The organism is Citrobacter sp. W9 (assembly GCF_026719375.1).
GTDB lineage: Bacteria > Pseudomonadota > Gammaproteobacteria > Enterobacterales > Enterobacteriaceae > Citrobacter > Citrobacter werkmanii.
Genome location: NZ_JAPPTE010000017.1, coordinates 84,769 through 103,698 on the forward strand (window position 1 = coordinate 84,769; position 18,930 = coordinate 103,698).

An 18,930-nucleotide genomic window follows, 5' to 3' on the forward strand; every position below is an offset into this window, starting at 1 on the left:
ATTGTGGTATTCTTTACAAATCCCTCCTGGACGGAGGGAAATTCACCCAATTCTGGACCTTTGCGGTCCCGTCCGCAAAGAAAAATAACAACCACTTCCCACGCGTTGGCATGGCAGAAATGCGAAGGGAACGTGACAATGTCGAAACAAGGAGCAAACCATGCAGGTCAGCAGAAGGCAGTTCTTTAAGATCTGCGCTGGCGGTATGGCAGGCACCACGGCAGCGGCACTGGGCTTTGCACCCGGTGTAGCGCTCGCGGAAACACGGCAATATAAACTGCTGCGCACCCGCGAAACCCGTAACACCTGCACCTACTGTTCCGTTGGCTGTGGGCTGTTAATGTACAGCCTCGGTGACGGAGCAAAAAACGCCAAAGCATCCATCTTCCATATTGAAGGGGACCCGGATCACCCGGTGAACCGCGGCGCGCTGTGCCCGAAAGGCGCAGGTCTTGTGGACTTCATCCACTCTGAAAGCCGTTTGAAATTCCCGGAATACCGCGCACCAGGCTCAGATAAGTGGCAGCAAATTAGCTGGGATGAGGCATTCGACCGCATCGCTAAGCTGATGAAAGAAGACCGCGACACTAACTACGTTGCACAAAACGCCGAAGGCGTAACCGTTAACCGCTGGCTTTCCACCGGGATGCTGTGTGCATCCGCTTCCAGTAACGAAACCGGCTATTTGACGCAAAAATTCTCCCGCGCGCTGGGTATGCTCGCGGTCGACAACCAGGCGCGTGTCTGACACGGACCAACGGTAGCAAGTCTTGCTCCAACATTTGGTCGCGGTGCGATGACCAACCACTGGGTCGACATTAAAAACGCCAACCTCGTTGTGGTGATGGGCGGTAACGCCGCTGAAGCTCACCCGGTCGGGTTCCGCTGGGCGATGGAAGCGAAAATTCACAACGGCGCCAAGCTGATTGTCATTGACCCTCGCTTTACGCGCACCGCAGCGGTGGCTGATTTCTATGCCCCAATTCGTTCCGGTACTGACATTGCCTTCCTGTCAGGCGTCATGCTGTACCTGCTGAATAACGAAAAATTCAACCGCGAATATACCGAGGCCTATACCAACGCCAGCCTGATCGTGCGTGAGGATTATGGCTTCGAAGATGGCCTGTTTACCGGCTACGACGCGGACAAACGCAAGTATGACAAAACCAGTTGGAACTATGAGCTGGATGAAAACGGCTTCGCCAAACGCGATGTGACTCTGCAACATCCTCGCTGTGTATGGAACCTGCTCAAACAGCACGTCTCCCGCTATACGCCGGACGTCGTAGAGAATATCTGCGGTACGCCGAAGGCCGATTTCCTGAAGGTCTGTGAATACATTGCAGAAACCAGCGCCAAAGACAAAACCGCATCGTTCCTGTACGCGCTGGGCTGGACGCAACACTCCGTGGGTGCGCAAAACATCCGTACGATGGCGATGATCCAGTTGCTCCTCGGCAACATGGGCATGGCCGGCGGCGGCGTTAACGCCCTGCGTGGTCACTCCAACATTCAGGGACTGACCGACCTTGGTCTGCTGTCACAGAGCCTGCCGGGTTATCTGACGCTGCCAAGCGAAAAACAGACCGACCTGCAAACCTACCTTGCCGCCAACACGCCAAAACCGCTGCTGGAAGGCCAGGTAAACTATTGGGGCAATTACCCGAAATTCTTCGTTTCGATGATGAAAGCCTTCTTTGGCGATAAAGCGACAGCGGAAAACAGCTGGGGCTTCGACTGGCTGCCGAAGTGGGATAAAGGGTACGACGTCCTGCAGTACTTCGAGATGATGAACCAGGGCAAAGTGAATGGCTATATCTGCCAGGGCTTTAACCCGGTCGCCTCATTCCCGAACAAAAACAAGGTCGTGGCTTCACTGTCCAAACTGAAGTATCTGATCACTATCGACCCGCTCAACACGGAAACCTCCACCTTCTGGCAGAACCATGGTGAGTCGAACGATGTTGATCCGTCGAAAATCCAGACCGAAGTATTCCGTCTGCCGTCCACCTGCTTTGCCGAAGAGAACGGTTCGATCGTCAACTCTGGTCGCTGGCTGCAGTGGCACTGGAAAGGCGCGGATGCCCCAGGGATTGCCGCAACCGATGGCGAAATCCTCGCCGGTATCTTCCTGCGTCTGCGCAAGATGTATGCCGAACAAGGTGGCGCGAACCCGGAACAGGTGCTGAGCATGACCTGGAACTACTCCACACCGCATGAACCGGCTTCGGAAGAAGTGGCGATGGAGAGCAACGGGAAAGCGCTGGCTGATATTATCGACCCGGCAACCGGCGCGGTAATCGTCAAGAAAGGCCAACAGCTCAGCTCGTTCGCCCAACTGCGCGATGACGGCACGACCTCCAGCGGCTGCTGGATTTTTGCCGGTAGCTGGACGCCGGAAGGTAATATGATGGCGCGACGCGATAACGCCGACCCGTCGGGCCTTGGCAATACGCTGGGTTGGGCCTGGGCATGGCCGCTTAACCGCCGCATTCTTTATAACCGTGCTTCCGCAGACCCGCAGGGGAATCCGTGGGATCCAAAACGTCAGATCCTGAAATGGGATGGCGCGAAATGGAGCGGGATGGATATTCCAGACTATAGCGCCGCCGCACCGGGTACTGACGTCGGGCCGTTCATCATGCAGCCGGAAGGGATGGGACGCCTGTTTGCTATTGATAAGATGGCGGAAGGACCGTTCCCGGAACACTACGAGCCGTTTGAAACGCCGCTCGGCACTAACCCGCTGCACCCGAACGTTATCTCTAACCCTGCCGCGCGTATCTTTAAGGGTGACGCGGAAGCGCTGGGTAAAGCGGATAAGTTCCCGTATGTCGGTACAACCTATCGTCTGACCGAGCACTTCCACTACTGGACCAAGCATGCGTTGCTAAACGCCATCGCCCAGCCGGAGCAGTTTGTGGAAATTGGCGAGAAGCTGGCGAATAAGCTCGGCATCTCCCATGGCGATACCGTTAAAGTTTCCTCTAACCGCGGCTACATCAAGGCCAAAGCAGTGGTGACCAAACGTATTCGTACGCTACAGGCCAACGGTAAGGATATTGATACCATCGGTATTCCGATTCACTGGGGCTACGAAGGTGTGGCGAAAAAAGGCTTTATCGCTAACACGTTAACGCCATTCGTCGGTGATGCGAACACGCAGACGCCGGAATTTAAGTCCTTCCTCGTGAACGTGGAAAAGGTGTAACGGAGACGACCTATGGCTTATCAATCGCAAGACATCATTCGTCGATCCGCCACTAACGGTTTCACCCCCGCGCCTCAGGCGCGGGATCACCAGGAAGAGGTGGCGAAACTTATCGACGTCACGACCTGTATCGGCTGTAAAGCCTGTCAGGTTGCGTGTTCCGAGTGGAACGACATCCGTGATGAAGTGGGCAACAACGTTGGGGTGTACGATAACCCGGCTGATTTGACCGCCAAATCCTGGACGGTGATGCGCTTCTCGGAAGTGGAACAGAACGACAAACTTGAGTGGCTGATCCGCAAGGATGGCTGTATGCACTGCGCCGATCCAGGCTGCCTGAAGGCATGCCCGGCTGAAGGCGCAATCATTCAGTATGCCAACGGCATCGTCGACTTCCAGTCCGAGCAGTGCATCGGCTGCGGCTACTGCATTGCTGGCTGTCCGTTCGATGTGCCGCGCCTCAACCCGGAAGACAACCGCGTCTACAAATGTACGCTGTGCGTCGACCGTGTGGTGGTCGGGCAAGAACCGGCCTGCGTGAAAACTTGCCCAACCGGGGCGATTCATTTCGGCACCAAAGAGTCGATGAAAACGCTGGCTGGTGAGCGCGTGGCGGAACTGAAAACGCGTGGCTACGAAAACGCGGGCCTGTACGATCCGGCAGGCGTTGGCGGTACGCATGTGATGTACGTATTGCACCATGCCGACAAGCCGAATCTGTACCACGGTCTGCCGGAGAACCCGGAAATCAGCGCCACCGTGAAGTTCTGGAAAGGCATCTGGAAACCGTTGGCAGCGGTCGGCTTCGCAGCGACGTTTGCGGCCAGTATCTTCCACTACGTCGGTGTGGGTCCAAACCGTGCGGAAGAGGAAGAAGACAATCTGCATGAAGAGAAAGACGAGGTGCGCAAATGAAACGACGTGACACCATCGTGCGCTACACGGCGCCGGAACGCATCAACCACTGGGTAACCGCCTTCTGCTTTATTCTGGCGGCAGTGAGCGGGATGGGTTTTCTCTTCCCGTCTTTTAACTGGCTGATGCACATCATGGGCACGCCGCAACTGGCGCGAATTGTGCACCCGTTTGTCGGCGTGATCATGTTTGCCTCGTTTATCATCATGTTTTTCCGTTACTGGCACCACAATCTAATCAATCGGGATGATATCTTTTGGGCGAAGAATATTCGTAAGATTGTCGTCAACGAGGAAGTAGGTGACACGGGACGTTATAACTTCGGCCAGAAATGCGTATTCTGGGCGGCGATTATCTTCCTGGTGCTGTTACTGGTGAGCGGAGTGATCATCTGGCGTCCGTATTTTGCGCCTGCTTTCTCAATCCCGGTGATCCGATTCGCGTTAATGCTGCATTCATTTGCCGCAGTAGCGTTAATTGTGGTTATCATGGTGCACATTTACGCCGCCCTTTGGGTGAAAGGCACCATTACCGCGATGGTGGAGGGATGGGTTACTAAATCGTGGGCGAAGAAACATCATCCGCGCTGGTACCGTGAAGTCCGCCAGAAACAGGAAAAATCATCTGAATGAGTATTCGCATAATCCCGCAAGATGAGCTGGGTTCGAGCGAGAAACGCACGGCGGATATGATTCCGCCGTTATTGTTCCCCAGACTCAAAAATTTGTATAACCGCCGTGCTGAACGTCTGCGCGAGCTGGCCGAAAACAACCCGCTGGGCGATTATCTGCGCTTTGCCGCGCTGATCGCCCACGCACAAGAAGTGGTGCTGTACGATCATCCGCTGCAGATGGATCTGACCGCTCGTATCAAAGAAGCGAACGATCAGGGCAAGCCGCCGCTGGATATCCACGTCCTGCCACGCGACAAACATTGGCAAAAACTGCTGCAATCGCTAATTGCTGAGCTGAAGCCGGAGATGAGCGGCCCTGCACTGGCCGTAATCGAGAATCTGGAAAAAGCCTCTGAGCAGGAACTGGAGCTGATGGCCAGCGCGCTGTTTGCCTCAGATTTTGCCTCCGTCAGCAGCGACAAAGCCCCGTTTATTTGGGCTGCGCTGTCGCTCTATTGGGCACAGATGGCAAGCCTGATCCCCGGCAAAGCGCGCGCTGAGTACGGCGAACAACGCCAGTTCTGTCCGGTATGCGGTTCGATGCCGGTCTCCAGCGTGGTGCAAATCGGCACAACGCAGGGACTACGTTATTTGCACTGCAACCTGTGCGAAACCGAATGGCACGTGGTGCGCGTGAAGTGCAGCAACTGCGAACAGAGCCGCGATTTGAACTACTGGTCGCTGGATAACGAGCAGGCGGCAATTAAAGCGGAAAGCTGCGGCGACTGCGGGACTTACCTGAAGATTCTCTACCAGGAAAAAGACCCGAAAGTCGAGGCCGTGGCCGACGACCTCGCTTCCCTGATGTTGGATGCACACATGGAGCAAGAAGGCTTTGCCCGCAGCTCCATCAACCCGTTCCTGTTCCCGGGTGAAGGGGAGTAAAACCCCAGTACTGCCGGGCGACGCTGGTCGCCCGGACTATAACGTATACGGTGTGACCACACCGGATATGCTTGCAAAATCTTTGGTATTACGCGTAACCAGTGTCAGATGATGAATCTGCGCAGTAGCCAGGATAATGGCATCCGGCAATTTCATCCCGTATTCTTGCCTGATATTCACGCTTCGCTCAGCAATATCCTGTGAAACACCAATAATGTTAAAAGCGCCTAGCGCAATGCGAGTACGGGCCTCCTGATGGTATTTTTTTGCGCCTACCATCACCTCCATCCATGTAATGAGACTGATTGCGTTCTGTGGCGGCCATGTTTCTATCGCCACTTTTGCTTCACTTCGCCCGCTAAACAGGTCGATGAGGATATTGGTATCAAAAAGCGCAGCCCCTTTGACCATTACCATTCCTCACGAAGTTTACGTTGATATTCAACACCATCTTCCTCACAGCCTTGCCAGAGCCCCAATGCTTTCGAAATTGTGGTTTCAGCCCGATCCTGTCTTTCCAGATACTGCTCAACGGCCTCCCGCAAGAGTTCTGCACGAGGTAGGTTGCGTTGCACCTTGAGATCGTCAAGCCGTTTAATCACGTCGTCTGATAAATCGAGTAAAATTCTGCCCATATCCATCCCAGCCATCATACTCACATATACCTCCAGTATATCATTCGCGCTTATTTTTCAAACAACATACACCTGAGACTGACGAGAAAATAGTTATTACGCGAACGATTTCTATTTTTGCGAGCCGCTTTCCAGAATCGTACTCAGCCCACTTTTCCCATTTCCATTCGTACCAAACCAGGCTATAACACTGTATATCCATACAGAGAAAGGGAATAAAAATGACACTGGAAAGCGGGATTGCGCAGTTAGTGGAGGAATTTATCGCGGTGGGGCGCCCCTCTTCTCGCGAGCAGAATATTGATGACCGGAGAGCAGGCTACATCGCCAGTACGATGCTGGCAGGGGAAACAGAAACCCGCGTCCAGGTTGAAGATATTGAACTTGATGCCATGACGTTTCGCGTGGTTTCGCCACGGGACACCATGGGGAAGCTACCCTGTGTTATCTATTATCACGGCGGCTGCTTTGTCAGCGGTGGTTTTGCTACTCACGATAACCAGCTAAGGCAGTTAGCTTTTTACAGCGGCTGTCGCGTAATTGCGGTGCAGTACCGCCTTGCGCCAGAGCACACCTTCCCGGCAGCACATAACGATGCCGAAGCCGGAGCCAATACTATCTGGAAATATGCCCATAAACTGGGGATAGACCGCGCGAACATTACGCTTGCCGGTGACAGCGCGGGCGGGCATCTGGCGCTGGTCACCGCGCTACGCCTGAAAGCCGCCCGTCAATGGCAACCTGCACAGCTGATGCTGATCTATCCCATGCTGGACGCCACCGCCAGATTTGAGAGCTACGCCCGTAACGGGCAGGATTACATTATCACGCGTGACACGCTGCTTTCAGGCTACGAGATGTATATGCCGCGAACCGATCCACTGCATCCTGAAGCCAGTCCGCTCTGGCGTGAAGACTTCACCGGTCTGCCACCCACGCACATCATTACTGCCGAATTCGACCCACTGCGCGATGAAGGCGAGGCCCTGTATCAACGGTTCCTGGAACAGGGAGTGGAATGTACTTGCCAGCGCTATCTCGGTGTCATTCATGGCTTTTTCCAGCTCGCAGGTGTGAGCCAGGCGGCACGAAGCGCCATGCGAGATGTGGCCTGGCGGCTTGGTCAGTAAGTTTGTTCATATTTTCGTCCACGGGTGCTATCTTGTGTGAATAGATAACACAGAGGACAAACCTATGCCCAGAACTACCAGCATTACAATTGGCGAGCATCTCGATCGTTTTGTTAACGAAATGATTGAAAGTGGGCGCTATGGTTCCACCAGCGAAGTTGTCCGTTCGGCATTACGTTTACTGGAGGAACAAGAATTGCGAAATAGCGCATTACGCGACGCGCTGGAGGATGGGATACACAGCGGCACAAGCGACCTGACTCTACAGGAGGTCGCGCAAAGGAAAAAGCGCAGTCTGAATGTATAAACTCTCTAATCAGGCAGTCGAAGACTTTGAATCTATCTATGAATACACCTGGAGAAAATTCGGTTATCAACAGGCAGATAAATACACTACTGAGATGGAACAGCTTTTTTTACTGCTAGAGAAAAACGCTTTGATGGGGCGCAACCGTTCTGAGATTAAGGAAGGTACCCGTCAATACAATCATCGACAACATGCGATTTTTTATCAAAATGCGGATTATGGCATTCTCATAATCCGCATTTTACATCAGCAAATGAACCCAATATTACATTTCAGCTAGAGGAGCTACTCTTCCTCATTCCCGCCCTCTTCATATGCGCCAAACGGTTTCGCGGGTAGCACAATATACGTGCCTTCAAACACGACGCCTGGCGAGTCATCGCCAAATACCTCGACCTGCATCTTCACACGCGCCTTACGCCCTCTCGCCAGACGGTCGAGATCGCCACTCAGCGAGCCCAGGTCGGCGATGGCGGTAGGCTTCCCGGTGATCGGCCTGCTGTAGCGGATATGTGCATCGGCAAGGATAATGGTTCCCCCCAGATGACGTTCGCGCAGCATCAGCCAGATCAGCCCCCACCCCGTTAACGTGGCCAGAGAAAACAGGCTACCGGCAAACAGAGTATGGTGCGGATTCTGATTCCCCGTCTCGGGCATCGTCGTAATAAATTTCTGCCCGGTATACTGTTGAATACGCACGCCCATTTTCTCACTCAAGGGAATATGTTCGTACCAGGCTTGCTGTAACTGTCCGCACCAGTCGCCGCGATGGAGAATATCGTCCAATGTAGCGATGGGCTTAATCATCAAAAAGTGGCGCACCGGCGTGGTTTGCGGTGTGGTGATCTCTCCCTGGCTCACAAACCCCAGTTTGGCGAAAAATTCGACCGCATCTTCACGGGCGCTACAGGTTACGCGCTTTACCCCTTCCTGACGCGCTACAGATTCCAGGGTCATCGCCATCAGCGTACCCAGTCCTTTCTCCTGCACGGAAGGGTCAACGGCCATAAAGCGTATAGAGGCTTCGTTATCCGCATTGATATACAGACGTCCTACCGCGACCAGATTCCCCTCTTCGTCCACCACCATCTGGTGATGCGCCATTGCGTCCCAGGCATCCCGTTCGGAGCCTTTTGGCTGGTGCAACGGTTTACGCAGCATCTCCCAGCGAAACTGGTAGTAACGCTCCAACTCTTCTTCTGTTTGCGGTACTCGAAGGTGATACATAGCTGTACTCTCTCTTGTTGCCCGCGGCCACACCGGTAGCTGGTTCATACTTGTAACCAGAACGTCACGGGGCCATCATTAACCAGCGAAACCTGCATATCCGCAGCGAATCGACCGGTTTGCGTATTCATTTCCTGTTGACGGCAACGCTCAACAAAGTACTCATACAGCGCTTCTGCCCGATCGGGCGCGGCGCCTTTTGAAAAGCCCGGGCGCATACCGCGCTCAGTATCTGCCGCCAACGTAAATTGCGAGACCACCAGCACGCTGCCGCCTGACTGCTGCACATTCAGGTTCATTTTGCCTTCGGCATCGCTAAAGATTCGATAGCCGAGTACGCGTTCGCACAGGCGGTTCGCTTTTTGTTCGTCATCATCCCTTTCGACACCTAACAGGACCAAAAGTCCTGGGCCAATTTCACCCGTCACCTCGCCCTCCACGGTGACGCTGGCACGGGTTACGCGCTGAATTAATGCAATCATGGTTGCTCTGCTTCTTCTTGTTCTGCGGCTTGTTTAAGTTTGCGGTATTCCCCGAGAGTGACAGTTATTTCCGCGCCTAGCAAGACGATACACCACGTCCAGTACACCCAGACAAATAAAATGGGGATCACCGCAAGGACACCGTAAATGAGCTGATAAGACGGGAACATCGTGATATAGAGCGCAAATCCTTTCTTTCCGGCCTCGAACAATACGGCGGCTACAAAGGCGCCAATAACCGCATCCCGGTTAGCGACGCGCGTGGTCGGTACGATGCTATAAAGCAGCCAGAATGAAAGCCAGGAAAGCACCAGCGGGAAAATACGCAGAATGTTATCAATCACCGTGTTGAGATCGCTGGCCCAGCGCAATGACAACAGATAAGAGCTGATCGCCAGGCTGGCCCCCGCCAGTAGAGGTCCCAGCGTTAAAATCATCCAGTAAACGGCAAAAGAGTAAACTTTGGGCCGAGTGCGCTTACTACGCCAGATAGTATTCAGCGCATTATCAATGGAATACATCAGTAATAACGCCGTCACAATCAGCCCACATGCCCCGACGGCGGTCATTTTGTTCGAGTTGGCGACAAACTGTTCGATATAACGTTGGATGACGTCTCCCGTCGCCGGGATAAAGTTCGCAAAAATAAAATGGCGTAACTGAATACTGACGTCGGAAAACATCGGAAATGCGGCGAAAAGCGCAAAAACGACGGCAATAAGCGGTACTAATGAAAGCAATGAAACGTAGGCAAGATTTCCTGCCAACGTCGTCATATTGTCCTCATCAATGCGCTGCCATAGCAGCTTCAGCCAGGCTCGTACGGGCCGCGTATGATGCCTGGCTTGTTGCTGAACATTTTTTAGCATAACAACTTCGCGAAATAGTCTGGAATGGTCGCTTTATCGATGACCTGGATACTGGTAATACCTAACCGGTTAGCCCCTTCAATATTATCGGCGTTATCGTCAAAAAAGACCGCATCATGCGCAGAAAAACCTTCAGCCTGCAGGACATGCTGGTAAATCCGCGCTTCCGGTTTACGCATGCCCAGATCCTGGGAAAGATAAATATGGTCAGCAGCCTGACGGATCTCGGGGTATTCATCCGGCCAAAACGTTGTGTGCAGACGGTTGGTATTCGACAAGACGACTACCCGATGCCCCTGCTCACGCAGTTTGTGCATGATATCGATAACCTCTGGGCGTAACGCGACAAAAACCGCCTGCCAGCCGTGGGAAAATTGCTCGTAGCTTAGCGGCAGCGCCATCTCGTGGCATAGTGCCTCAGCAAACGCTTCATCGGTTATTTCACCTCGCTCATGCTGGTGAAAAGCCTCGCCCATACTGAAACTTTGCTTTAGCGAAGCTAGCGGTACACGGCTCAGATCGCTCCATGTGCCTAACACGCGATTGAAGTCGATATCGACAATCACATTACCCAAATCAAAGATATAGAGCATGCCCTTCTCCTTATTCGCCGTGGATGAATAACTGTAGCGGGAAAGGAGAAGTTTGACTATGCGCGAATGATGGCTGCGAATTTATCGAGCCATCATTGGAGAGAATTACCCGACCTGAGCATCATCCTGTGACGGACTCACCTGCACAATTTCCACCTGCTGAGACTGGAGTAAATTATGCAATGCGGGACCAGGGTATTCATCGGTAAACAACGCGGTCACCTGAGACACATTGCCAATCTCTACCGCGGCAGAAGCCGTGTATTTCGTATGATCCGCAGCCAGCAGAATATGCCTTGAATGGGCCATCATCGTTTTCACGACGCTGGCCTCGTTGACATCAAACTCCAGCAGCGCACCATCGCTTTCGATCGCCCCCACGCTGGTTACCAGGTAATCAGCGCGAAAATCAGCGACAAATGCCGTGGCGGAAGGACCGATAATGCCACTGTTATGCGGGCGTAACGTTCCACCTGGCACCATAACTTCAAAACGTGGATTGTTATACAGAATGTGTGCCACCCGCAGGCTGTTGGTGATAATGCGCAAATGATTATGGTTTAACAGCGCCCGCGCCACCTGCTCAACGGTGGTGCCAATAGTAATAAACACCGTTGACCCATCAGGAATGTAGTCGGCCACCGCTTCGGCGATGGCCTTTTTCTCTTCCGTCCACGAGACTTCACGCTGCTCGAACGCCGTATTCACCACGCTGGAGGCTCTGCCCGCGCCACCATGATGACGCGTAATTAATCCCTGCTCGCTGAGTTTACGAATATCTCGACGCACGGTCTGCGTGGACACATCCAGCAGGCTGGCCAGCTCATCAATATTCATATAACCGCGCTCGCTAATCAGCATCAGTAGCTGATCGTGTCGCGGATTACCGGTCAGTTCGGTAAGACTCATGAAATTTCCTCGAAAAACCATTGCCCTGGCATTTTATACAAAAAGCGACAGAAAAGATCGGGTTTGATCACAGTCAGGGATTCCGGCTCGTCCTCCCGGGCGCGTGCATTTAAGCGCCGCAACACCACTGGCGAACCTGACAGCGTCTTCCGGAGTATTTCCGTTGGCCAGACTGAATGCGAGCGCACCGTGAAAAACATCTCCGGCCCCGGTGGTGTCAACAACGTCAACGGTAAAACCTGATTGATGCTGCAATGTATTATTTTCTATCCAGTCGCAACCGTCACTGCCCCTTGTCACATAGACATGTCCATTTGTGAGCGTTTTTGCTTTTTTCAGTCCTACCAGTGGATCGTTTATCCCGGTCATACGCGCCAGACCTGGTTCAGAGAACGCAGCATGATCGCTTAACGTCACCAGCTCACGGATATCCTGCGGCGTTACATCGCCATCCAGTACCGTCATGACTCCCGCCCGGCGTGCCAGCGTGAACGCCTGTTTAGTCCCCTCGTGCCAGCGAACATCCGCCAACACCACATCCCACTGGGAAAAATCAATCTCATTGAGCCAGTCAGCGTCATGCAGTAAATCTGGGCTGGGATAGTTAACGATAATTCGTTCCCCTTGTGCATCAACCAGAATTGCCGATTGGGAGGATTGCGCCCCCACGTAGCGTCGGGTGTAGCGGGTATTCACCCCCAGGGATTCCAGCTCCGCCAGCAGGCTATTTCCGGTGTCATCGTCGCCCACACGGCCAATAAAATCCACCTGCGCCCCCAGTTTCGCTGCAGCCACAGCGGCCGTTGCCGCAGGCCCGCCGCCCACTTCCGTATAACGCTTCGCCACATATTTCCCCCCTTCAGTCGGTAACCCCTCTACGTAATAGATGCGATCCATTACGGCAATCCCTACACAAGCAATACGAATCATGGTCATTCCTTAGGCGTTTCAAGATGGGATCATTTTAATTTCACAAAATGTTTAAAAAGTGACGGCTGTCAATTTTTTGACCATAAATTACAAATACGATCAAAAACAGACAAAAACAAACGACCTTAAATGACAAAAAATGACATCCACGTCTCAGGAGAACGTTATGGCAGTTATAGCATTTATCGGATTAGGTCAGATGGGTTCCCCCATGGCGAGCAACTTGCTGAAGCAGGGCCATCAACTCAGCGTCTTTGACGTTAACCCGGATGCCGTTCAGCGCCTGGTGGAAAAAGGTGCACAGCCTGCCAGCAGCCCGGCTCAGGCAGCAAAAGGGGCGGAATTTGTCATCACTATGCTCCCCAACGGCGATCTGGTACGCAGCGTACTGTTCGGCGAACAGGGCATCTGCGAAAGCCTCTCCCCGCAGGCGTTGGTGATTGATATGTCCACCATTCACCCGCTGCAAACCGACAAACTGATTACCGATATGCGTGCCAAAGGCTTTGACATGATGGATTGCCCGGTTGGACGCACCTCCGATCACGCCATCGCGGGAACGCTGCTGCTGCTGGCGGGCGGAACACCAGAACAGGTGGAACGCGCCACACCGGTGCTGATGGCGATGGGGAATGAGCTGATCAACGCAGGGGGGCCCGGCATGGGGATCCGCGTGAAGCTCATCAACAATTACATGAGTATCGCGCTGAACGCCCTCTCAGCCGAAGCAGCCGTGTTGTGCGAAGCGCTCGGTCTCTCCTTCGATGTGGCTCTGAAGGTAATGAGCGGCACCCCTGCCGGAAAAGGCCATTTCACTACCTCCTGGCCGAACAAAGTGCTGAAAGGCGATCTTTCTCCCGCCTTCATGATCGATTTAGCTCACAAAGATCTTGGCATCGCGCTGGATGTCGCAAACCTTCTGCATGTGCCGATGCCGCTCGGCGCCGCCTCCCGCGAAGTCTATAACCAGGCACGCGCCGCTGGCCGTGGACGGGAAGACTGGACCGCAATTCTTGAACAGGTTCGCGCATCCGCCGGGCTAAATAAACACACAGATAAGTAAGGACTGAACAATGACGAAGTACACCCTGAAAGATATCACCCGCGCTTCCGGCGGTTTTGCCATGCTGGCGGTCGATCAGCGCGAAGCCATGCGCTTAATGTTTGCCGCAGCGGGTGCAAAATCCCCGATCAATGACAGCGTGCTGACCGACTTTAAAGTCAATGCGGCGAAGATCCTTTCTCCCTATGCATCCGCCATTCTGGTCGATCAGCAGTTCTGCTACCGCCAGGTCGTAGAGCAAAATGCGGTCGCCAAAAGCTGCGCCATGATTGTTGCCGCTGATGACTTTATTCCGGGTAATGGCATTCCGGTCGATAGCGTGGTGATTGATAAAAAAATTAATCCACAGGCCGTGAAGCAAGATGGCGCCAAGGCTCTCAAACTGCTGGTGCTGTGGCGTAGTGATGAAGATGCCCAGCAGCGTCTGGATATGGTCAAAGAATTCAATGAGCTATGCCATTCCAATGGTCTGCTGAGCATCATTGAGCCGGTTGTTCGTCCACCGCGTCGTGGCGATAAGTTCGATCGCGAACAGGCCATTATCGATGCCGCGAAAGAGCTGGGCGATAGCGGTGCCGATCTCTACAAGGTCGAGATGCCGCTGTACGGCAAAGGGCCCCAACAGGAATTGCTCAGCGCCTCTCAGCGTCTGCATGAAAACATCAACATGCCGTGGGTCATCCTCTCCTCTGGTGTGGATGAAAAACTGTTCCCACGCGCGGTCAGTGTGGCGATGACCGCTGGCGCATCCGGCTTCCTGGCCGGGCGTGCTGTCTGGTCATCAGTTATTGGCCTGCCGGACACCGAACTGATGCTGCGCGACGTTTCCGCACCTAAGTTGCAGCGTCTGGGCGATATCGTCGACGAAATGATGGCCCGCCGTTAATCGAGGATCAAAACATGAAATGGTTTAACACCTTAAGCCACAATCGCTGGCTGGAGCAGGAAACTGACCGCATCTTTAACTTTGGTAAAAATGCTGCTGTTCCTACCGGTTTTGGCTGGCTGGGAAATAGTGGTCAGGTCAGAGCGGATATGGGAACACATCTGTGGATCACCGCCCGCATGCTGCACGTTTACTCCGTTGCCGCATCCATGGGTCGCCCCGGCGCATATCAGCTAGTCGATCACGGAATTAAAGCGCTGAATGGCGCGCTACGCGACACACGTTACGGAGGCTGGTACGCCTGCGTAAATGACGAAGGCGTGATGGATGCCTCCAAACAGGGCTATCAGCATTTCTTCGTCTTGCTTGGTGCAGCCAGCGCGGTCACTACCGGGCATCCACAGGCCAGACAATTGCTGGATGACGCTATCGAAGTGATTGAGAAGTACTTCTGGAGCGAAGATGAGCAGATGTGTCTGGAGTCCTGGGACGAAGCCTTCAGCCAGACGGAAGATTACCGCGGCGGCAACGCCAACATGCACGCGGTTGAAGCCTTCCTGATCGTTTATGACGTTACCCATGACCGCAAATGGCTTGATCGCGCGCTACGTATCGCATCGGTAATTATTCACGATGTGGCTCGCAGGGGTGAGTATCGCGTCAACGAACACTTCGATTCACAGTGGAACCCAATCCGCGATTACAACAAAGATAATCCAGCGCATCGTTTCCGCGCCTACGGCGGCACGCCGGGCCACTGGATCGAATGGGGCCGCCTGATGTTGCATCTGCATGCCGCGCTGGAGGCCCGCTTTGAAACGCCTCCCACCTGGTTGCTGGAAGATGCCAAGGGTCTGTTCCACGCCACTATCCGCGATGCCTGGGCGCCGGACGGCGCAGACGGCTTTGTCTACTCGGTGGACTGGGACGGAAAACCCATCGTGCGTGAAAGAGTGCGTTGGCCGATAGTCGAGGCCATGGGCACCGCTTACGCCCTCTACACCCTCACCGGCGACAGCCAGTACGAAGCCTGGTATCAGAAGTGGTGGGATTACTGCATCACGTATCTGATGGACTACGAGACCGGTTCATGGTGGCAGGAGCTGGATACCGATAACAAGGTAACTACCAAAGTCTGGGACGGTAAGCAGGATATTTACCATCTGCTGCACTGCCTCGTGATCCCACGTTTGCCGCTGGCTCCGGGTCTTGCTCCGGCGGTGGCAGCCGGTCTGCTGGACATCAACGCCAAATAAGTCACGAGGTGAGCAGTCATGCATAGCGGTGGAAAAACCCTTCATCTTCAGGCTGGCCATTACCAGGCGAAAATCGTCACGGTTGGCGCTGGGTTAGCAGAATTGACGCACCGTGGGCGTCACGTCGTTATTCCACATAAGCCGGAAGAGATGCCGCTGGCGCATTTGGGAAAAGTGTTAATTCCCTGGCCAAACCGCGTTGCAGACGGCTGCTATCAACATAACGGCAAGACCTATCAGCTTGCCGTTAACGACCCTGTTTCGCATACCGCCATTCATGGATTACTGGCCTGGCGCGACTGGCAGATTAACCAACTGTCGAACACGGAAGTGTCGCTGACGATTTTTCTACCGCCTTCTTATGGTTATCCCTTTGCGCTGTATTCAGAGGTGAATTACCGGCTGGATGCTCCCCGCGGACTGCACGTTTTTATTCGTACCCAGAATGTGGGCGATGAAACTGCACCGTATGGCGCGGGAGCACATCCCTACCTGACCTGCAATTTGCAACCCATCGATAGCTGCGAATTAATGCTCCCGATGAGTACAGAAATGTGTGATGAACGCAATTTCACAACGCCGCGCTTAATCGCGCAAACCACTCTCGATCATACATTCAGGAGCTTGCAGCCTGACGCTGGGTGGGAGGTCAGGATGACCAGCCCCGCTCAAAACATGTCGACGTATTTACGCAGCCACCAGCCCTGGCTGCAGGTGTATACCGGCGAAAAATTAGCACGCCGCGGCCTGGCGGTAGAACCGATGACCTGCCCGCCCGACGCCTTTAACTCCGGGATTAGCCTGATTCATCTCGCGCCCGGAGAAACGCATCAAATGCATTTTTTAATCGGCAGTGAATAACAGATTTCCGACAAATTACCGAAATACCCTATTTTTACGGAGACGAAAATGAATTCGCTACAACAACGGTCCACCGCATTAGAACTGACGACGTTACAAAATGGATTTACACTGACGTACCACCAGCGCCCGATCTTATGTCACAGCGCAGAGACCCCTTGCCTGTGGATTGGCGCTGGCGTTGCCGACATTGATATGTTCCGCGGTAACTTCAGCATTAAAGACAAGCTCAATGAGAAGATTGCCCTGACCGACGCCACGGTAAGCGAGTCTCCTGAAGGCTGGCGGGTAGATTTCAGCCGCGGTAATACTATCAACGCCACGCTGCACATCTCTACCGATGAACAGGGTCGTTTGAAGCTCGACCTTCATAACGAGGAACGCAGCCATAACCGTATCTGGCTGCGTCTGGCCGCTAACCCAGACGACCATATTTACGGCTGCGGCGAACAGTTCTCTTATTTCGATTTGCGCGGTAAGCCATTCCCACTGTGGACCAGCGAACAGGGCGTGGGCCGCAACAAAAAAAGCTATGTCACCTGGCAGGCCGACTGCAAAGAAAATGCTGGCGGTGACTACTACTGGACCTTCTTCCCACAACCAACCTTTGTCAGTACGCAGAAGTATTATTGCCACGTTGATAACAGCTGCTATATGAATTTCGACTTCAGCGCGCCGGAGTATCACGAACTGGCGTTGTGGGAGGATAAAACCACCCTGCGCTTTGAGTGCGCTGACACTTACATCTCCCTGCTGGAGAAATTAACCGCATTGTTAGGCCGCCAGCCGGAGCTGCCGGACTGGATTTACGACGGCGTCACGCTGGGCATTCAGGGCGGGACTGAGATTTGCCAGAACAAACTGGACACCATGCGTAACGCTGGCGTGAAAGTTAACGGCATCTGGGCACAGGACTGGTCCGGGATCCGCATGACCTCCTTTGGTAAGCGCGTGATGTGGAACTGGAAATGGAACAGCGACAACTACCCGCAACTGGACAGTCGTATTAAGCAGTGGAAAGAAGAAGGCGTGCAGTTCCTCTCCTATATCAACCCGTACGTCGCCAGCGACAAAGATCTCTGCGCTGAAGCAGCCAAACACGGTTATCTGGCGAAAGATGCTTCTGGCGATGACTATCTGGTTGAGTTCGGCGAGTTTTACGGCGGCGTAGTCGATCTGACCAACCCCGAAGCTTACGGCTGGTTCAAAGAAGTGATCAAAAAGAACATGATCGCGCTGGGCTGCGGCGGCTGGATGGCCGACTTTGGCGAATACCTGCCAACCGACACTTACCTGCACAACGGCGTCAGCGCCGAAATTATGCATAACGCGTGGCCCGCACTGTGGGCGAAATGTAACTACGAAGCGCTACAGGAGACCGGCAAGCTCGGCGAGATCCTGTTCTTTATGCGTGCGGGCTACACCGGCAGCCAGAAATACTCCACCATGATGTGGGCGGGCGATCAGAACGTTGACTGGAGCCTCGACGATGGTCTGGCCTCGGTCGTTCCTGCCGCGCTGTCGCTGGCGATGACCGGCCACGGTCTGCACCATAGCGATATCGGTGGTTACACCACGTTGTTTGACATGAAACGCAGCAAAGAGCTGTTGCTACGCTGGTGTGATTTCAGCGCCTTCACCCCGATGATGCGCACCCATGAAGGTAACCGCCCGGGCGATAACTGGCAGTTTGATGGCGATGTAGAAACCATTGCCCACTTTGCCCGCATGACCACCGTCTTCACCACCCTGAAGCCGTATCTCAAACAGGCCGTCGCGCAAAACAGCGCCACCGGTCTGCCGGTGATGCGCCCGCTGTTCCTGCATTACGAAGACGATGCGCGTACTTACACCCTGAAGTATCAGTACCTGCTGGGACAAGATTTGCTGGTAGCGCCAGTTCACGAACAGGGACGCAGCGACTGGACGCTGTATCTGCCAGAGGATAGCTGGATCAACGTCTGGACCGGGGAAACTTACCAGGGGGGTGAAATTACCGTGGATGCGCCTATTGGCCAGCCTCCGGTGTTTTATCGCGCGAAGAGTGAATGGGCGTCACTGTTTGCCACTTTACGCAACATCTAACACGGCTCGCCTG

20 protein-coding genes are annotated in these 18,930 nt (G+C 53.9%); 12 read left to right on the top strand and 8 right to left on the bottom strand.

What is annotated here, in order from left to right:
* Positions 1-160: 160 nt before the first annotated feature.
* The 4 genes from fdnG to fdhE are packed head-to-tail and all read left to right on the top strand — an operon-like array spanning position 161 to position 5,684.
* Entirely contained in the window at positions 161-3,211 is a 3,051-nt protein-coding gene (gene fdnG / locus OOJ59_RS20880; RefSeq protein WP_160955943.1) for a formate dehydrogenase-N subunit alpha, read from the top strand.
* Positions 3,212-3,223: 12 nt separating this feature from the next.
* The gene (gene fdoH, locus OOJ59_RS20885; protein WP_003028691.1) at positions 3,224-4,126 is read left to right on the top strand and encodes a formate dehydrogenase O subunit beta; all 903 of its coding nucleotides are present in this window, start codon (positions 3,224-3,226) and stop codon (positions 4,124-4,126) included.
* Entirely contained in the window at positions 4,123-4,758 is a 636-nt protein-coding gene (fdoI, locus tag OOJ59_RS20890; RefSeq protein ID WP_038635897.1) for a formate dehydrogenase cytochrome b556 subunit, read from the top strand. The genes fdoH and fdoI overlap by 4 nt, the downstream gene beginning before the upstream one ends.
* On the top strand, positions 4,755-5,684 hold the full coding sequence (gene fdhE / locus OOJ59_RS20895; RefSeq protein WP_006686145.1) for a formate dehydrogenase accessory protein FdhE: 930 nt from the start codon (positions 4,755-4,757) through the stop codon (positions 5,682-5,684). Before fdoI ends, fdhE begins: the two co-directional genes overlap by 4 nt.
* 36 nt (positions 5,685-5,720) lie before the next feature.
* On the opposite strand, the gene OOJ59_RS20900 is transcribed toward fdhE, so the two are convergent.
* Both OOJ59_RS20900 and OOJ59_RS20905 read right to left on the bottom strand, forming a co-directional pair.
* Entirely contained in the window at positions 5,721-6,095 is a 375-nt protein-coding gene (locus tag OOJ59_RS20900; protein WP_159121985.1) for a type II toxin-antitoxin system VapC family toxin, read from the bottom strand.
* A complete protein-coding gene (locus OOJ59_RS20905) occupies positions 6,095-6,337 on the bottom strand; it encodes a CopG family transcriptional regulator (RefSeq protein WP_001523745.1) in 243 nt (80 codons plus the stop codon). Before OOJ59_RS20905 ends, OOJ59_RS20900 begins: the two co-directional genes overlap by 1 nt.
* 203 nt (positions 6,338-6,540) lie before the next feature.
* Between OOJ59_RS20905 and OOJ59_RS20910 the strand changes: the two genes are divergently transcribed.
* The 3 genes from OOJ59_RS20910 (at position 6,541) to OOJ59_RS20920 (ending at position 8,036) form a co-directional block, all read left to right on the top strand.
* Positions 6,541-7,449, top strand: coding sequence for an alpha/beta hydrolase (locus OOJ59_RS20910; protein WP_159121986.1), 909 nt, complete (start codon positions 6,541-6,543; stop codon positions 7,447-7,449).
* 64 nt (positions 7,450-7,513) lie between these two features.
* Entirely contained in the window at positions 7,514-7,756 is a 243-nt protein-coding gene (locus tag OOJ59_RS20915; protein ID WP_069324888.1) for a type II toxin-antitoxin system ParD family antitoxin, read from the top strand.
* A complete protein-coding gene (locus OOJ59_RS20920) occupies positions 7,749-8,036 on the top strand; it encodes a type II toxin-antitoxin system RelE/ParE family toxin (protein ID WP_085049709.1) in 288 nt (95 codons plus the stop codon). The genes OOJ59_RS20915 and OOJ59_RS20920 overlap by 8 nt, the downstream gene beginning before the upstream one ends.
* Positions 8,037-8,041: 5 nt before the next feature.
* Here OOJ59_RS20920 and fabY read toward each other — a convergent pair whose 3' ends face one another.
* The 6 genes from fabY to OOJ59_RS20950 form a co-directional block, all read right to left on the bottom strand.
* Positions 8,042-8,983 carry a fatty acid biosynthesis protein FabY gene (gene fabY, locus OOJ59_RS20925; RefSeq protein WP_032940213.1) on the bottom strand — a complete coding sequence of 314 codons (942 nt, stop codon included), beginning with the start codon at positions 8,981-8,983 and terminating at the stop codon, positions 8,042-8,044.
* A gap of 44 nt (positions 8,984-9,027) precedes the next feature.
* Entirely contained in the window at positions 9,028-9,465 is a 438-nt protein-coding gene (gene dtd, locus OOJ59_RS20930; RefSeq protein ID WP_003825289.1) for a D-aminoacyl-tRNA deacylase, read from the bottom strand.
* Positions 9,462-10,334 carry a virulence factor BrkB family protein gene (locus tag OOJ59_RS20935; protein WP_085049708.1) on the bottom strand — a complete coding sequence of 291 codons (873 nt, stop codon included), beginning with the start codon at positions 10,332-10,334 and terminating at the stop codon, positions 9,462-9,464. Before OOJ59_RS20935 ends, dtd begins: the two co-directional genes overlap by 4 nt.
* Entirely contained in the window at positions 10,328-10,927 is a 600-nt protein-coding gene (gene yihX / locus OOJ59_RS20940) for a glucose-1-phosphatase (RefSeq protein ID WP_038635879.1), read from the bottom strand. The genes OOJ59_RS20935 and yihX overlap by 7 nt, the downstream gene beginning before the upstream one ends.
* A gap of 105 nt (positions 10,928-11,032) precedes the next feature.
* On the bottom strand, positions 11,033-11,836 hold the full coding sequence (locus tag OOJ59_RS20945; protein WP_038635877.1) for a DeoR/GlpR family DNA-binding transcription regulator: 804 nt from the start codon (positions 11,834-11,836) through the stop codon (positions 11,033-11,035).
* 33 nt (positions 11,837-11,869) lie between these two features.
* A complete protein-coding gene (locus OOJ59_RS20950; protein WP_069324891.1) occupies positions 11,870-12,766 on the bottom strand; it encodes a sugar kinase in 897 nt (298 codons plus the stop codon).
* 166 nt (positions 12,767-12,932) lie between these two features.
* On the opposite strand from OOJ59_RS20950, the gene yihU reads away from it, so the two are divergent.
* Genes yihU through OOJ59_RS20975 form a run of 5 tightly spaced genes read left to right on the top strand, consistent with a single transcriptional unit; the run spans position 12,933 to position 18,917 of the window.
* Positions 12,933-13,829, top strand: coding sequence for a sulfolactaldehyde 3-reductase (yihU, locus tag OOJ59_RS20955; protein WP_085049707.1), 897 nt, complete (start codon positions 12,933-12,935; stop codon positions 13,827-13,829).
* 10 nt (positions 13,830-13,839) lie between these two features.
* Complete coding sequence (yihT, locus tag OOJ59_RS20960) at positions 13,840-14,715, top strand: sulfofructosephosphate aldolase (RefSeq protein ID WP_087856642.1); 876 nt, start codon at positions 13,840-13,842, stop codon at positions 14,713-14,715.
* 14 nt (positions 14,716-14,729) lie between these two features.
* Positions 14,730-15,971: a sulfoquinovose isomerase gene (gene yihS, locus OOJ59_RS20965; protein WP_038635866.1), complete on the top strand. Its 1,242-nt coding sequence runs from the start codon at positions 14,730-14,732 to the stop codon at positions 15,969-15,971.
* 18 nt (positions 15,972-15,989) lie between these two features.
* Positions 15,990-16,832 carry an aldose-1-epimerase gene (locus tag OOJ59_RS20970; protein ID WP_150344465.1) on the top strand — a complete coding sequence of 281 codons (843 nt, stop codon included), beginning with the start codon at positions 15,990-15,992 and terminating at the stop codon, positions 16,830-16,832.
* Between the two features lie 48 nt (positions 16,833-16,880).
* Positions 16,881-18,917 carry an alpha-glucosidase gene (locus OOJ59_RS20975; RefSeq protein WP_137347105.1) on the top strand — a complete coding sequence of 679 codons (2,037 nt, stop codon included), beginning with the start codon at positions 16,881-16,883 and terminating at the stop codon, positions 18,915-18,917.
* Positions 18,918-18,930 lie beyond the last annotated feature (13 nt).